The sequence below is a fragment of the Pseudomonas sp. GW704-F2 genome, from assembly GCF_059423025.1.
Genome location: NZ_JBWKXO010000029.1, coordinates 44,551 through 59,789 on the forward strand (window position 1 = coordinate 44,551; position 15,239 = coordinate 59,789).

Annotated in this window: 13 protein-coding genes; 7 read left to right on the plus strand and 6 right to left on the minus strand. The window is 60.2% G+C overall.

From position 1 onward, the window contains the following. Positions 1-34 precede the first annotated feature (34 nt). The 6 genes from pstS to AC07W0_RS22115 all read right to left on the minus strand — a co-directional run bounded on the left by pstS (position 35) and on the right by AC07W0_RS22115 (position 7,299). Positions 35-1,066, minus strand: a complete 1,032-nt coding sequence (gene pstS / locus AC07W0_RS22090; protein WP_026140103.1) for a phosphate ABC transporter substrate-binding protein PstS — start codon at positions 1,064-1,066, stop codon at positions 35-37. A 255-nt stretch (positions 1,067-1,321) separates the two neighbouring features. Then, on the minus strand, positions 1,322-2,878 hold the full coding sequence (locus AC07W0_RS22095; protein WP_017847584.1) for a methyl-accepting chemotaxis protein: 1,557 nt from the start codon (positions 2,876-2,878) through the stop codon (positions 1,322-1,324). A gap of 353 nt (positions 2,879-3,231) precedes the next feature. Beyond that, complete coding sequence (locus AC07W0_RS22100) at positions 3,232-3,465, minus strand: hypothetical protein (protein ID WP_102618326.1); 234 nt, start codon at positions 3,463-3,465, stop codon at positions 3,232-3,234. A gap of 396 nt (positions 3,466-3,861) precedes the next feature. Then, complete coding sequence (locus tag AC07W0_RS22105) at positions 3,862-4,668, minus strand: sulfite exporter TauE/SafE family protein (protein WP_017847582.1); 807 nt, start codon at positions 4,666-4,668, stop codon at positions 3,862-3,864. A gap of 28 nt (positions 4,669-4,696) precedes the next feature. Next, positions 4,697-6,367 carry a bifunctional protein tyrosine phosphatase family protein/NAD(P)/FAD-dependent oxidoreductase gene (locus AC07W0_RS22110; protein WP_102618327.1) on the minus strand — a complete coding sequence of 557 codons (1,671 nt, stop codon included), beginning with the start codon at positions 6,365-6,367 and terminating at the stop codon, positions 4,697-4,699. A 53-nt stretch (positions 6,368-6,420) separates the two neighbouring features. Next, on the minus strand, positions 6,421-7,299 hold the full coding sequence (locus tag AC07W0_RS22115) for an MBL fold metallo-hydrolase (RefSeq protein ID WP_017847580.1): 879 nt from the start codon (positions 7,297-7,299) through the stop codon (positions 6,421-6,423). Positions 7,300-7,540: 241 nt separating this feature from the next. Between AC07W0_RS22115 and AC07W0_RS22120 the strand changes: the two genes are divergently transcribed. From AC07W0_RS22120 to AC07W0_RS22150, 7 genes are all read left to right on the plus strand, one after another. Further along, a complete protein-coding gene (locus AC07W0_RS22120; RefSeq protein WP_017847579.1) occupies positions 7,541-8,878 on the plus strand; it encodes a sigma-54 interaction domain-containing protein in 1,338 nt (445 codons plus the stop codon). A 159-nt stretch (positions 8,879-9,037) separates the two neighbouring features. Continuing rightward, positions 9,038-9,214 (plus strand): cytochrome oxidase putative small subunit CydP, encoded by a 177-nt coding sequence (gene cydP, locus AC07W0_RS22125; RefSeq protein WP_017847578.1) that lies wholly within the window; start codon positions 9,038-9,040, stop codon positions 9,212-9,214. Beyond that, positions 9,211-10,782, plus strand: coding sequence for a cytochrome ubiquinol oxidase subunit I (locus tag AC07W0_RS22130; RefSeq protein WP_102618328.1), 1,572 nt, complete (start codon positions 9,211-9,213; stop codon positions 10,780-10,782). The genes cydP and AC07W0_RS22130 overlap by 4 nt, the downstream gene beginning before the upstream one ends. Beyond that, positions 10,775-11,911 (plus strand): cytochrome d ubiquinol oxidase subunit II, encoded by a 1,137-nt coding sequence (gene cydB / locus AC07W0_RS22135; RefSeq protein ID WP_017847576.1) that lies wholly within the window; start codon positions 10,775-10,777, stop codon positions 11,909-11,911. Before AC07W0_RS22130 ends, cydB begins: the two co-directional genes overlap by 8 nt. Before the next feature lie 22 nt (positions 11,912-11,933). Beyond that, the gene (gene cydX, locus AC07W0_RS22140; RefSeq protein ID WP_017847575.1) at positions 11,934-12,056 is read left to right on the plus strand and encodes a cytochrome bd-I oxidase subunit CydX; all 123 of its coding nucleotides are present in this window, start codon (positions 11,934-11,936) and stop codon (positions 12,054-12,056) included. Beyond that, positions 12,053-12,340 (plus strand): cyd operon YbgE family protein, encoded by a 288-nt coding sequence (locus AC07W0_RS22145; RefSeq protein WP_017847574.1) that lies wholly within the window; start codon positions 12,053-12,055, stop codon positions 12,338-12,340. The genes cydX and AC07W0_RS22145 overlap by 4 nt, the downstream gene beginning before the upstream one ends. 176 nt (positions 12,341-12,516) lie before the next feature. After that, positions 12,517-14,907, plus strand: a complete 2,391-nt coding sequence (locus AC07W0_RS22150; protein ID WP_102618329.1) for a TonB-dependent receptor — start codon at positions 12,517-12,519, stop codon at positions 14,905-14,907. Positions 14,908-15,239 lie beyond the last annotated feature (332 nt).

Below are 15,239 nucleotides of genomic sequence, written 5' to 3' on the forward strand. Positions count from 1 at the left end.
CTGAGCGCGCATACCGAGAGAGGCCTCACGTGCGTTACTGGATGTTGGCGGATGCTTTGCGAACCTCATCCACAACCGATTTCGGCAGCGGGATGTAACCCATCGAGTCGGCGATTTTCTGCCCTTCGGTCAGGCTGTATTCGACCATTTCGCGCATCGCCTTGGCCTTGGCCGGGTTCTCGTTGTGCTTGCGGAAGATCATCCAGGTGTAGGACGTGATCGGGTAGGACTTGGCGCCGTCCGGATCCGGCAGCCAGGCCACCAGGCTTTCCGGCATTTTCACTGCCGCGAGGGCCTCGGCACCGCTTTCTGCGTTAGGGACAACGTACTTGCCGGCCTTGTTCTGCAGTTGGGCAAAGTCAACCTTGGCCAGCTTGGCGAAACCGTATTCGATATAGCCGATAGCGCCCGGAGTCTGGCGCACGGTCGCTGTCACACCATCGTTCTTCGGCGATTTGATGAATTTGTCGCTGGCAGGCCAGTTGACAGTGTTGCCTTCACCCAAATCTTTCTGGAACTGTGGGTTGATCGTCGCCAGATGCTTTGTGAATACCGCAGTGGTACCACTGGAGTCTGCACGCACGACAACGGTGATCGGCATATCAGGCAGTTTCAGGCCCGGGTTGGCAGCAACGATTTTCGGGTCGTTCCACTTGGTGATTTTGCCCAAGAAGATGTTGGAGTAAACGTCGCGTGGCAATTTAAGTTCTTTAGGATTGCCCGGCAGGTTAAAAGCCAACACGATTTCACCTGCCGTCATCGGCAGCAACTGCACGCCTTCGGCAACCTTGGCGATATCTTCGTCTTTCATTGCCGAGTCACTGGCGGCGAAATCGACGGTTTTGTTCAGGAAGTCCTGCACACCGGCGCCACTGCCCTTGGATTGATAATCCACAGTGACGCCTGCGGTTTTCTTACTGAAATCCTTGAACCAGGTCAGGTAGATCGGTGCCGGGAAACTAGCGCCTGAGCCGCTCAGGCGAACGCTTTCCTCAGCAAAAGCCATGGAACTTGCACAAAGAGAAACCGCAACGGCGAGTGCAGCAGACTTCATCAAATTTTTCATCGAAGGAACTCATTGTGATAACGGGCTCCCGAACTCTGCAGCACTTTCGTTAAGCTTTTATGAAAGTTGAATGGCGGGTCGCGCCAATCGCGCCAGGCGCTAGGGCCTGGCCGTTGTGCATTAGGTGGTCTAGCCTTGTTTCGCCCTTTGCTTTTTGGGGGAGGGGCTGAGGGGGCAAAGTCTGAGCCTTGCCCGCTCCTGACAGACGATCAGAAAGGGGAGTGATGGCCTCTGGCAAAGCCCAGGCCGCCGCACCTAGACCTTGAAACGCTCCACCAGCCGTTCCAGCTCATGTCCCAGCCGCGCCAGTTCGTTACTCGACGCGGCGGTTTCCTCGCAGGTGTTGGCCGTCTGGTCGGAGATGTCGCGAACGTTGATCACGCTGCGATTGATCTCCTCGGTGACGGCGCTTTGCTCTTCCGCCGCCGTCGCAATCTGCTGATTCATGGCCTGAATGATCGAGACCTTGCTGGTGATGTTCTCCAGCGCGCTGACGGCACGGTGAGTGCATTCCACGCTGCTTTCGCTCAGCAGCAGGCTGCTTTCCATGCCCGAGGCCACGGCTTGGGTGCCGCTTTGCACACCGGCGACCAGGCTCTCGATTTCTTCGGTGGAGCTTTGGGTGCGCAGGGCGAGGTTGCGCACTTCGTCGGCTACCACCGCAAAACCACGGCCGGCCTCTCCGGCGCGGGCGGCTTCAATCGCGGCGTTCAGCGCCAGCAGGTTGGTTTGCTGGGCGACGGCTTTGATCACATCCAGGACACCGCCGATTTTATCGCTCTGTTCCTGGAGGTAGCGCACAGCGTCTGCCGACTGGTTGAGTTCTGTCGCCAGGCGCTGGATCTGCTCGATGGCTTCACCCACGATCTGCTCGCCCTCGCTGGCTTGCTGATCGGCGGCCGAGGCAGCGACGGAAGCTTCCTCGGCGTTGCGTGCGACGTTGTGGACGGTGGCAGTCATCTCGTTCATTGCGGTGGCGACATGATCCGTTTCGGCTTTCTGGGTGCTGATCCCCGAATTCGTTTGCTCGGTCACCGCCGACAGTTGTTCGGCCGCGCTGGCAACCTGAATGACGCCGGATCGAATGCCATCGATCAGCTCATGAAGGTTGAGCATCATCTGCTGAAGGCCCGACTGCAGTTGGCCCAGCTCATCGCGCCGGGTCACCGTCACATGCTCGGTCAAATCGCCCCGGGCAATGCGGTTCACCGCCTGGAGTGTGTGTTGCAGTGGATTGACGATTTGCCGTGTGATCACCCATGCGGCGAGCGCGCCCAGCAGCAGCGCCAGGGTCGCGACGAGGCTCAGCGAGGCCTTGGCGGACGCGGCATCGGTATCGCGTTTGGTGTTTTGCGATTCAATCAGCTTTTGTGTGGTGTCGAGCAACACGTCGCCCAACTGGCCCATCCGTTTAAACAAGGGCGCCTGGTCAATGTTGGGGGTGGCCAATTCATGCAGCAGTTGCCCGTACCCTTTGACTGCATTTTCCTGCTGTTGAATCAGGTTTTGATCCTGTGGGTCGACGAACGTATCCCCGATACTGTCCAAGTGGGCTGCGAGGCGATCCAGGGTTTGCTGCAGCGGTTGATAGGCATCCGGTTGGGTGCTCGTACCGATGCGTAGGCGAATGATTCGCAAGTCTTTGGTGTAATCGCTGACCTGAGCAATTTCCTCAACCTTGAGCCCGCGGTCGGTCAATGTCACCACTGCGTACCAGCCGGTCGCGGCCAGCAACAACGCAAGCCCCAGTACCAGGCCGAATCCCAAACTTAATTTAGCACTGACTCGGATATTGCTGATCCAGCCGAACATATGGACTCCAGTGAGTAACTCAGGTTGATTGATCCTTTATCACCTGAATGTCGACCATCCTTCCCAATGCTTTAGCACTAGTGTGACGGTCAGGCTGATCCAGATGGCAAATCGGGCCATGTATGAAAAATATCAGGATGCGAGGGAGATTGATTGGCGGTGCGACTGAAAGGATACAGCTCCACGTCTGTCGGGCGTTGGCGGAGTTGTCGGCTATTCAACTAAGGTGGCTTTTTTCGACACGCGTAGTGCGGCTTTGTACTTTAGTCGAATATTCAGCTGGCCCGAGTTCTGGCGGGCGCTGTTTTCGGCGCGCGAACGACCGAAAAGAGTGCAGGGCCGTACTGATAAGTCTAGATCTTGATCGCTTTTTTCAGATAGGAAAACAGCTGGTCCTGGCAGGCCCTGTATTGATTTTCAAGGTGTTCGACTTCCCACATGCGAGCCAGCCATACCTCATCACAGGCCGCTTCCAAATGATTGACAGTTGTCATCCAGGCGGTTTGGGCGTTAGCCGTCGCTTGGAGTAATTGCAACAGCTCCTCATTTATCGGAAGGGTGTTCGGTGAAGAGGGGATGGGCAACATTCAAAGTACCGGGAATCAATTTTAATAGTGGATGGTTTTTCTATTACACACTATAAAACGCTGTCCGCGAAAGGCAGTATTCGACTAATGGCTAACGGGTGAGGCGGCAAAGTTCAATTCCTTTGGGGCGCCTATTCATGCGATTTATAATGTTGCGCGCGTACTTATAGTAGTTTCTCGGATTAAGCCAGTGATTCGATTCAGCCGATAAGTTGGATATTTATTTGGCCTTTATCTAATAACGTGCCGCGCGGGTACTTGTATCTTGGCGGCCCGGGTGATCAACGGCTGCCACGATGGCCCGCCAATGCCCACGCCTGCCAGGCACGACCGAAGCGTGACGTTGAACCCTGACAGGCGTGTTTCAGGCACGCCTGGAAAGTCGGGAATCCGCGCTCACGATCCAAGCGCTTTGACCAGCAGGGCCACCGCCACCAGCATCGACACGGCGGCAAATCCGCGTTGCAAGTGCGGGCCTGCCAGCCGCGCCGCGATCAGGCGCCCGCCGGCCATTCCAAACAAGGCGCCCACGGAGAACGGCAGGGCCACGGCCCACTGCAAATGCCCGGCCGCCGAGCTGGCGGCCACGCCGGCCATCGACACCAGCGCAATCACCGCCAGCGACGTCGCCAGCACCGACTGCGCGGTCAAATTGGTGTAGCGCTGCAGCGCCGGCACCATCACAAAGCCGCCACCCACGCCGAGCAACCCCGAAAGCCCGCCCGCGATCACGCCCGACACCGTGAGCGCCCAGGCGCACGGCGCCGTCCAGTTCAGCTTGCCGCGTTGGGCGTCCAATACACAGGGCGGCGGTTTGGTCGCGACGGCGGCCTTCGACGCCGGGGACGGCGGCAACGACCGTTTGAATACCCGGAACGCCACGTACATCAGCACGCAGGCAAACAGGATCGTCAACGGACGATTCGGCGTGCGCTGCGCCAACCACAGGCCCAGCGGCGAGCAGATGATCCCGGCGGTGGCGATCAACAGCGCCGCCTTGTAGCGGACGGTGCCGTTTTTCAGGCCCATCACCGCGCCCAGCGTCGCGGCCAGGCCCACCGCCAACAACCCGATGGGCCCGGCCTCGGCCATGCTCAAGCCCGCCCCAAACACCAGCAACGGCACCGCGAGTATGCCGCCGCCGGCGCCGGTCAGGGCCAGAATCACGCCGACTGTCAGCCCGAGCAGTAAGACGATGATCATCTCAGTCTCCTTGCGTTCAGCGCTGATTTCATTGGTCGGTCAACTCGGGTTTCGCCAGCCATTCGCGGCCCTTGAGCATACCCTTCCAATACAGCGGCGGAAGAATCCGCTCTTTGAGCAGCCACGCCAGCCGGGAAGGGCGGGTGCCGTCGATCAGCCATGACGGGAAGCTGGGGGCGACCTTGCCGCCATAGGTGAACTCAGCCAGGACGATCTTGCCGCGCTCCACCGTCAGCGGGCAGGAGCCGTAACCGTCGTACTGCGCGCAGCCGTTGGCCTTGCCCATGGCCGCCAGCACGTTATGCGCCACCACCGGCGCCTGCTTGCGCGCGGCGGCCGCGGTCTTGGCGTTGCTCGTGTTGGCCGCGTCGCCCAGCGCATGGATATTGGCAAAGGTTTTGTGACGCAGCGTGGTGGGGTCGACATCGATCCAGCCGGCCGCGTCAGCCAACGGGCTGACCCGAATGAAGTCCGGCGCGACCTGCGGTGGCACCACATGCAGCAAATCAAACTCACGGGTCAGCACACGGGGGCTGCCATCCGGGTTCACGCCGCTGAACGTGGCCGTCCGCGCCGGGCCATCGACGCGGGTGAGGGTGTTGCCGAAATTCAGGTCGATGCCGTAAGCGGTGACGTATTCCATCAGCGCGGGCACATAGTCGGGAACCCCGAACAGCACCGCGCCGGCGCTGTAGAACTCGATCTCGACGGCATCCAGCACACCGCTGCGTTTCCAGTGGTCGGCCGATAAGTACATGGCTTTTTGCGGCGCCCCGGCGCATTTGATCGGCATCGGCGGCTGCGTGAAAATCGCCCGACCACCCCGCAGTTGCTGGACCTTTTCCCAGGTATAAGGCGCCAGGTGATACAGGTAATTGGAGGTCACGCCGTTGCGGCCTAGGGTCTCCGACAACCCCTCGATGGCATGCCAATCGAGCTTCAGGCCGGGGCACACAATCAGTTGCTCGTATTTGACGACCCGGCAGCCATCCAGAATCACCGCATTTCGCTCGGGTTCGAAAGCCGCCACCGCCGCCTTGATCCAATGCACGCCGCGGGGCAGGGTGGTGCCCATGGTGTGCGCCGTTTGGCGCGCATCGAACACACCACCGCCGACCAGCGTCCAGCCGGGTTGGTAGTAATGCACATCGGCCGGGTCGATGATCGCAATGTCGAGCCCCGGCGCGCGGGCCAGCAGGCTGGAGGCGGTGGCGATACCCGCCGCGCCGGCGCCGATGATGACCACGGTATGTTGTGCTTCGGCCACTTCGACCGGCGTGCGGCCCTGGTTCGCGATCCGCCGGATCACGCCTTTCATATCGAAGCCGGCTTTTTTGGCGCTTTCGACGATGTGCGGCAGGTCGTGCTGACCTGCTTGCGACAGCGCCCACATCGTTGTCGAGCGCATCCCGGACCGGCAATAAGCCAACACCGGCTTGGGCAGCGTTTCCAGCAACTCGCCGAAGGCAATCCCCTGCTCGTCGGTGACTTTGCCCGACTCGGCGGGAAGGTAGTGCGCTTCGATGCCGATCGCGTCGGCGGCGCGTTTGATTTCGGCAAACAACGGTTGGTCACTGCCTTCGCCATCAGGGCGGTTGCAGATGACGGCACGAAAGCCGGCGGCTTTCAGTTCGGCCAATTGGCTGGGGAAAATCTGTTCTGATACTGATAAAGCAGGCGCAAGGCGGCGGATATCCATAAGTGTCTCCGTTATGGGTATTTTTCTTATGATTTTTTTAGGGTGGGGGAATGTCAGGCGACGTTGAGTGGAATTTTCAGGTAGCGAATCCCGTTCGATTCAGGCTCGGGCAAATGCCCGGCTCGCATGTTGACCTGGACCGAGGGCAGGATCAGGGTCGGCATGTCCATCGAGGCATCCCGCTTGGTACGCATCGCCACGAACTCCTCCTCACTGATGCCATTACGCACATGCACGTTCTGCTCGCGCTGTTCGGCAACGGTGCTGACGAATTGCACTTCGCGGCCACCCGGCTGGTAGTCGTGGCACATATACAGCAATGTATCCGCCGGCAGGCTCAACACTTTGTTGATTGACTGGAACAGCGTGCGCGCATTGCCGCCGGGGAAGTCACAGCGGGCGGTGCCGTAGTCGGGCATGAACAGCGTGTCGCCGACGAAGGCCGCCGTTTCGCTGCCATCGCTGACGACATAAGTCATGCAGGCCGGCGTATGGCCGGGTGTATGCAGTGCGGTGCAATGCAGCGTGCCAATGCTGAACGACTCGTCGTTGACGAACAGGTGATCGAACTGACTGCCATCGCGGGGCATATCGCTACCGGCATTGAACAGCGTGCCGAAGACCTTTTGTACCGTCGAAATCTGGCTGCCGATGCCGATCTTCCCGCCGAGCTTTTCTTTCAGGTAGGGCGCGGCGGTCAGGTGGTCGGCGTGGACGTGGGTCTCGAGAATCCACTCGACCTGCGCATTCAGCTCGCTCACCCGCGCGATCAGGCGGTCGGCGGACGTGGTGGCGGTGTGGCCGGATTTAGGGTCGTAATCCAATACGCTGTCGATGATCGCGCAGTGGAGGGTGGTCTCGTCCAGTACCAGATAGCTGACGGTGTTGGTAGCAGAGTCGAAGAAGCCTTCGACGTGAAGTTTGACGCGCATGAACTGTCTCCTTAGGGGGGGCTTTTTTTCGAGCCGCTTAGACTAAGGACTGACATAGCAATAAGTTTGCCAGGCCATGGTTTTGCCGAAATAGCCTAATATCCAATTGATTTTATTGGGCTTTGTGTTTCTGTATAGGGGTATTCAGGCCTGTATCTGGGGGATTCTTCTGCCATTGGCAGTGCCTTGACAGAGGTGGCAGTGCCACAACAGGATGGAAAAATGGATTCCAGGAGCCATGATGAAGACTTTTCTGCCTACCCCAGCCAACGCCGTCCCACACCCGGATCAAGTGCAGTCGCTTGTTTCGTTTCTGGAACACGAACCCAATCCGATGATCGTGCTCGATCCGGACTACAACATCCTGGCAGCCAACACGGCCTATCAGCGCCAGTTCGGCAGCGCTGACAAACCCTTTATCGGCCATAAGTGTTATCAGATCTCACACCATTACGACGTCCCTTGTGACCAGGCGGGTGAGAATTGCCCGATGAAGAAGGCCCAGGAAAAGCGCGGGCCGGATCGTGTCTTGCACATCCACCACACGCCTCGGGGGCCTGAGCATGTCGATGTCGAATTACGGCCGATCCTCGACGAAAATGGGGCGATCACCGCTTATGTTGAGCGCCTGACGCTGGTGCGTAGCGCCTCGGCGCGGCCGAGCAACGAAGGGCTGGTCGGCTGTTCACCGGCCTTCAACCTTGCCCTGTCGGAACTGCAGCGGGTGGCGCCGTCCATGCTGCCGGTGCTGCTCCTGGGCGAGTCGGGTACTGGCAAGGAGCTGTTCGCGCGCGCCGTCCATGAAACCAGCGAACGGGCCAGCGGGCCGTTTGTCGTGGTGGATTGCTCGGGCTTGACCGAAACACTCTTTGAGAGCGAGCTGTTCGGCCATGAAAAAGGCGCCTTCACCGGTGCCATCAGCCGCAAGCCCGGCTTGGTCGAAACCGCCCAGGGCGGCACATTGTTCCTGGATGAGATTGGCGATGTGCCGTTGGCCATGCAGGTCAAACTGTTGCGCCTGATCGAATCGGGCACCTATCGCCGGGTCGGCAGTGTCGAGACCTTCCACGCCAATTTCAGGTTGATTGCCGCCACCCACAAGCCGCTGGAAAAAATGATGGAAAAAGGCGAGTTCAGGCAGGACCTGTACTACCGCATCAGCGCCTTCCCCATTCATTTGCCGCCCTTGCGCAACCGGGTAGAAGACATCGCCTTGCTGGTGAATTCATTCCTGCAACGGCGTGGTGCCGGCAAACGTCGACTGACCATCGATGCCGAAGCCCTGGCAGCCCTGCAGCAGTACTCATGGCCAGGCAATGTGCGTGAGTTACGCAACGTCCTGGAAAGGGCGAGCCTGTTCGCTGACGATGGGGTCATCCGCGCCATCCATTTACCCCAGGCCACCGTGGCGCCGCCACCTCAGGCTGCGCCTGCGCCTGCGGCTTCGACGCCGTTCGACGGCAGCACACTGGCGCAGGCCCTGGCCACATTCAAAGGCACCCGCAGTGAACTGGCCAAGCACCTGGGGATCAGCGACCGGACCTTGTACCGGCGCCTGAAGGAACAAGGCCTGGCCTAGCCCTCTACGACTGCCAGTGACTGCCAAGCTGCCAGACTGGCAGCGTATTGACCAGCAGCGGTGCGCCAGGGCTACCGCTAAAAAACCAATAACCAATTGTTTTATAACGATAAAAATAGAAGATCTGGCTTTGGCATGCCCTGTGCTTACTGCATAGACATGACTATTTCCGACAAACGCCTACTACGCCATCTACTCACCGCGGTGCTGATCAAGCTCGTGCTGCTGAGCGTGCTGTGGTGGCTGTTCATCCGGGATTCGCACGTCAGTGTCGACCCGAACATCGTCGGCAACCGTTTCGGTGTACCCACCTCGACTCAAGGGGCAAGCAAGTGATCTCAGAACAACTGGTGGATTTGTCACGGCTGCAGTTCGCAGCTACTGCGCTTTACCACTTTCTATTCGTACCGCTGACGGTTGGCATGGTGTGGCTACTGGTCATCATGGAAAGCGTCTATGTGATGACCGGGAATGTCATCTGGAAGGACATGACGCGCTTCTGGGGCAAGTTATTCGGCATTAACTTCGCCCTGGGTGTGACAACCGGTATCACCATGGAATTCCAGTTCGGTACCAACTGGGCGTACTACTCCCACTACGTGGGCGACATCTTCGGTGCGCCGCTGGCCATCGAAGGCTTAATGGCGTTCTTCCTCGAATCGACCATGATCGGTCTGTTCTTCTTTGGCTGGGATCGCCTGAAGAAAGAGCACCACTTGCTGGTCACGTTGCTGATGGCCATCGGTACCAACCTGTCGGCGCTGTGGATTCTGATCGCCAATGGCTGGATGCAGAACCCGGTTGGCTCGGAATTCAGCTACATCACCATGCGTATGGAGATGGTTGATTTCTGGGCCGTGGTATTCAACCCGGTGGCTCAGGCCAAGTTTGTACACACGGTGTCGGCCGGTTATGTCACCGGTTCGATGTTTGTGTTGTCGATTTCCAGCTGGTACCTGCTCAAGCGTCGTGATGTCGAGTTTGCCAAACGCAGCTTCCGGGTGGCGGCGGCGTTCGGCCTGGCGTCGGTGCTGAGCGTGATCGTGCTGGGGGATGAATCGGGTTACACCGTGGGTGAGGCGCAGCAAACCAAGCTGGCGGCCATGGAAGCCATGTGGGAAACCAAACCCGCGCCGGCGGGCCTGACCTTGCTGGCCAGCATCAACGAAGCCGAGTCCAAGAATAACTGGGAAGTCGATGTGCCCTGGGTGATGGGCCTGATCGGCACACGCTCGATCAGCAAGCAGATTCCTGGTATTCACGACATCAAAGCGAAAAACCGCGCGCGCATCCTGCGTGGCATTACCGCCGTCAATGCGCTTGAAGCCCTGCGGGCCGATCGCACCGATAAGGCGGCGTTCGATACCTTCGAAGAGTACAAAGCGGACCTCGGCTTTGGCCTGCTGCTGAAAAAGTACGTTGAAGACGTCAACCAGGCCACGCCGGAGATCATCGACAAGGCGGTGAACGATACCGTACCGCACGTGACCCCGATGTTCTGGTCGTTCCGGGTCATGGTCGCGATGGGCTTCGCCATGCTGCTGCTGTTCGGTCTGGCTTTCTGGAGCACCTTGCAGTCGGCCTGCACACGCCGCCGCTGGCTGCTGCGTTGGGCCCTGTGCATGCTGCCTGCGCCTTGGCTGGCCTGTGAGTTGGGCTGGTTCGTCGCTGAATATGGCCGTCAACCCTGGACCATCTACGGCGTGCTGCCCACTCACATGAGTGTTTCCACCCTTAGCGTCAATAACATCTATGGCTCGCTGGCAGGATTCGTCGGTTTCTACACCGTGCTGCTGGTGGTTGAAATGTTCCTGATGGTCAAGTTCGCCCGCCAGGGGCCGGGTAGCCTCGGAACCGGCCGTTATGCCCACGATGCCAACATGAAGGAACTCCACCATGTTTGATTACGTCACCCTGAAACTTATCTGGTGGGCACTGGTCGGCGTACTGCTGATCGGCTTCGCCATCATGGACGGCCACGACATGGGCGTCGGCACCTTGCTGCCCTTCGTCGGCCGCTCGGACGTGGAACGCCGCGTCGCGATCAACACCGTGGGGCCGCACTGGGACGGCAACCAGGTGTGGTTCATCACCGCGGGCGGGGCGTTGTTCGCCGCGTGGCCGGTGGTGTACGCCACCGCGTTCAGCGGGTTCTATTGGGCGATGATTCTGGTCCTGTGGGCGCTGTTCTTCCGCCCGGTGGGGTTTGACTATCGCAGCAAGATTCACAATGCCAAATGGCGCAGCACCTGGGACTGGGGCCTGTTCATCGGCGGCGCCGTACCACCGCTGGTGTTCGGCATCGCGTTCGGCAACCTGCTGCAAGGCGTACCGTTCCACTTCAGTAACTTGCTGGTATCGACATACACCGGGAGTTTCTGGCAATTGCTGAACCCCTTCGCGCTGCTGACCGGTGTGGTGAGCAGTGCAATGATCACCCTGCAAGGCGGTACCTACCTGGCGCACCGCACTGAAGGCGTGATCCAGGCTCGCGCCATCAAGGGCGGGGTTGGCGCGGCGCTGGTGCTGATGTGTACATTCGTCATTGCCGGGGTGTGGTTGCAGTCGATCGACGGCTATCGCATTACCTCGGTGGTGGACATCGCCGGGCTGCCGGACATTCTCAACAAGACCGTGGTACGCGAAGCCGGCGCCTGGATGGCCAACTATGGTCATTATCCAGCGCTGTGGCTGCTGCCTGCGCTGGGCCTGGCGGGCGCCGCCGGTGCCGCATTGTTGATGCTGATGCGCCGTACGCTGGCTGCGTTTGTCGCCTCGTCGCTGGCAGTGGTCGGGGTGATCAGCACCGCTGGTGTGTCGATGTTCCCGTTCGTCATGCCGTCGTCGACCGTACCGGCGGCAAGCCTGACCGTGTGGGACAGCGTGGCCAGTCATCTGAGCCTGGCGATCATGTTCTGGGCCACGTTGATCTTCATGCCGCTGATCGTGATCTACACCTCGTGGGCCTATCGTGTCATGCGCGGCAAGGTCACCGTGGCACAGATCAAAGCCAACGAACATTCGGCCTACTAACGCCATCAGAGGAGCAAAGACTATGTGGTATTTCGCCTGGATGCTGGGAGTCGGTTTCGCCTTGTTGCTGGCCATATTGAATGCGATGTGGGGCGAGAACGAAGCGGGGCGTGCCCTGAGCGACCGTGAGGAGCCGCGGCCATGATGCCGCGTGTCGCCGAGGCTCCGGCGCCCTCACGCATTCACCCGCTGAGCTTGCTTATCGCGATCGCGATCATGCTGGTGTGTACGCTCTATCCGCCCCTGATGGCCACCCCGGACGGCAAAGCTGATCATGGGCTGGCAATGGCCTTGTTCGCGGCGATGAGTGTGGCCTTTGTGCGGGGCGTGGGGTTCGTGCCGCGTGCGCGCGTGTGGCGCTGGCTGTTCTCGGGCTGGACCTGCTTTGCCGCGCTGGCACTGGCTGGCTGGTTGAAGTTCCTACACTGAGAACGGACGATCCCGACGCCGCCGTGGCGGTACTGCGCGGCGCCGGGATCGTCGAGTCAACCTGTCGGTTGATTGAGCCTTAGTGGTTATTTGCTAGAAAAAGCGCGGAAGCCTGTCCCTTTTTTTCACCTCGCCTGTCATTCCAGGTAAGTGAACAAAATCGAGAGCTTCCGCCCATGCCCGCCGTCCGCCCCTTGCTCAAACTGAGCCTGATGCTGAGCCTCAGCGCCAGCCCACTGTTTACCCCGATCAGCTATGCCGAAGACACCGCCACCCGCCGCAGCTACCAAGTGCCGGCCGGTAGCCTGGGTGCCGCGTTGACCCGTTTCGCCGGGTTGTCGGGGGTCAACCTGGCGGTGGACCCGGCGCTGGTCAGTGGCCGCGGTAGCAGTGGTTTATCCGGCGAGTACGCGGTGGAAGAAGGTTTTGCCCGCCTGCTGCAAGGTTCCGGCCTGCAACTGCAGCCGATGGGGGAGCAGGCCTACATGCTGGTGCCGGTGCCGCAGGGCAGCAGCCTGCAACTGGCGCCGACCGCCATCCTCGGGACCCGCAGCGAAGCCGACGGCGATATCTATGCCGGTGGGCAAGTGGCGCGACGCGGTTCGCAGGGCCTGCTGGGCTCGCGGGACTTCATGGACACGCCCTTCAGCATGACCACCTACACCCAGGCGGCAGTGAAGAACCAGCAGGCGCGGACCCTCGGCGACCTGATCGCCAGCGACCCGTCGGTGCGCGCCACCAACCCGGCGGGTGGGCGCTATGAACAGTTCACCATTCGCGGGTTCAGCCTGTTCAACAGTGACGTGGCCTACAACGGCCTGTACGGCGTGTTGCCGACCTACACCATCGACATGGAAATGGCCGACCGCGTCGACATCGTCAAAGGCCCCAGTCAATTGATCAACGGCATCTCGCCGCGCGGCAGTGTGGGCGGCGGGATCAACGTGGTGCCCAAGCGCGCCACCGACAAGGACATCAACTCGTTCACCGGCACCTGGGCCTCCGATAGCCAGGCTGGCGGCGCGGTGGACGTGGGCCGGCGTTTCGGCGAGGACAACAAGTTCGGCCTGCGCTTCAACGGCGTGAAACAGGCCGGCGACACTGAGTGGGATCACCAGCGTGTCGACCGTGAAATGGCCGTGCTGGGCCTGGACTTTCGCGGTGAGCGCCTGCGCCTTTCCAGCGATATCGGCCACACCGAGCGCGACACCAACGCCCCGCAGGAGCGCGTGCAGGTGGCCGCCGCGGCCCCGGTGCCAAGCGCCAACGATGTACGCCGCAACTACGCGCAATCGTGGAGCAAGGCCAGCACCAACGACACGTTCGGCACGCTCAATGCCGAGTTCGACCTCAGCGATAACCTGATGCTCTACGGCGGTGTCGGCGCGCGCAAAAGCAACCACGACTTCCTGCGTCACGCCGTTTCCGTCAGCAACAGTGCAGGGGATTTCAGCGTGCAGCCGCGCGACTTCAGCCGCGATGAAAATGTGCGTACCGCCACGGCAGGCGTGCGCAGCGGGTTCCATACCGGGCCGGTGAGCCACGAGGTCAACCTGGCGGCCAGCTACTTCTACGTGGACTTCACCAACGGCGGCGCACGCTATGCGGCGGCGCCGAGCAATCTTTACAACCCGGTGCAAACACCGACGCCGTCCACCGCCATCCGCCAGGATGCGCAGGTATACACCGAGAATAAATTCAGCGGCGTGGCGTTGTCCGACACCCTGGGCTTTTTCGACGATCGCCTGCTGCTGACCCTCGGCGCACGCTGGCAGCGGGTGAAGGTGGAGGACTGGACCAACAACGTCAAAGGCGACACCGCCTACGACGAAGAAAAAATCTCGCCGTCCGGCGGCATCCTGTTCAAGGCCACCGACGCGCTGTCGCTGTACGCCAACTACCTGGAAGGCCTGAGCCAGGGCAAGGTCGCGCCTTCCACCTCGGTCAACGAAGATGAAATCTTCCCGCCGTTCATCAGCCGCCAGGTGGAAGTCGGCGCCAAATACGACGCCGGAGCGTTCGCCGTGACCGCCGCGGTGTTCCGCATCAAGCAACCGGCCTATGAAACCAACGCGACCTCGCGGGTGTTCGGCCCCAACGGCAAGCGCCAGAACGACGGCGTGGAACTCAGCCTGTTCGGCGAACCGCTCAAGGGCCTGCGCCTGCTGGGTGGCGTGATGTACATCGACAGCGAATTGACCCACACCACCAACGGTACGTTCGACGGCAACCGCGCCCCGGCCACGCCCAAGTACAACGTCAACCTCGGCGCGGAATGGGACGTGCCACGCCTCGAAGGCCTGACCCTGACCACGCGCGGCATCTACTCCAGCTCGCAATACCTGGACCAGGCCAATGCCAAGGAAATCGGCGCCTGGAACCGCATCGACGTGGGCGCGCGGTATGCGTTCAAGGTCGATGACAAACACATCACCCTGCGTGCGAATGTGGAAAACGTCGCCGATAAACGCTACTGGAGCTCGGCGGGCGCGTCGGACGACAGCGAACCGGGGCTGACCTTGTCGACGCCGCGGACTTACCTGTTGTCGGCGACGGTCGACTTCTGACTGGCCGATCGTCTGTGTTTACTATCACGCGGCAAACCCAGCGTTCAGCGGCAATGAAGATCAACAACAAGGTTGTTTGAAAGTTTGAGCTTGATGCGCGTCGAGGAAAAACTTCGGCGCCTGGCTCTGATTAGCGAAGTGGCTAATTGCAATTAGCTGAATCCTTGGGTGTCGGCTTGGAGGCTTTAAATCAAGGCTTTCGCGGCTGTTTCAAGGCGGTTGCAGGCTATTCTTTTCAGTTTGTTTCCCCGCTTCAGGAACTAGCGCTGGAACTTCCAGTCGATTAACCCAGTTAACTCCGACTGCGGCGTGGCGAACTAATGGCATTTTAT

Bases quoted from the DNA above. Each gene is read 5' to 3' on its own strand.
- pstS (WP_026140103.1), bottom strand. From the start codon at position 1,066: ATGAAAAATTTGATGAAGTCTGCTGCACTCGCCGTTGCGGTTTCTCTT.
- AC07W0_RS22095 (WP_017847584.1), bottom strand. From the start codon at position 2,878: ATGTTCGGCTGGATCAGCAATATCCGAGTCAGTGCTAAATTAAGTTTG.
- AC07W0_RS22100 (WP_102618326.1), bottom strand. From the start codon at position 3,465: ATGTTGCCCATCCCCTCTTCACCGAACACCCTTCCGATAAATGAGGAG.
- AC07W0_RS22105 (WP_017847582.1), bottom strand. From the start codon at position 4,668: ATGATCATCGTCTTACTGCTCGGGCTGACAGTCGGCGTGATTCTGGCC.
- AC07W0_RS22110 (WP_102618327.1), bottom strand. From the start codon at position 6,367: ATGGATATCCGCCGCCTTGCGCCTGCTTTATCAGTATCAGAACAGATT.
- AC07W0_RS22115 (WP_017847580.1), bottom strand. From the start codon at position 7,299: ATGCGCGTCAAACTTCACGTCGAAGGCTTCTTCGACTCTGCTACCAAC.
- AC07W0_RS22120 (WP_017847579.1), top strand. From the start codon at position 7,541: ATGAAGACTTTTCTGCCTACCCCAGCCAACGCCGTCCCACACCCGGAT.
- cydP (WP_017847578.1), top strand. From the start codon at position 9,038: ATGACTATTTCCGACAAACGCCTACTACGCCATCTACTCACCGCGGTG.
- cydB (WP_017847576.1), top strand. From the start codon at position 10,775: ATGTTTGATTACGTCACCCTGAAACTTATCTGGTGGGCACTGGTCGGC.
- cydX (WP_017847575.1), top strand. From the start codon at position 11,934: ATGTGGTATTTCGCCTGGATGCTGGGAGTCGGTTTCGCCTTGTTGCTG.
- AC07W0_RS22145 (WP_017847574.1), top strand. From the start codon at position 12,053: ATGATGCCGCGTGTCGCCGAGGCTCCGGCGCCCTCACGCATTCACCCG.
- AC07W0_RS22150 (WP_102618329.1), top strand. From the start codon at position 12,517: ATGCCCGCCGTCCGCCCCTTGCTCAAACTGAGCCTGATGCTGAGCCTC.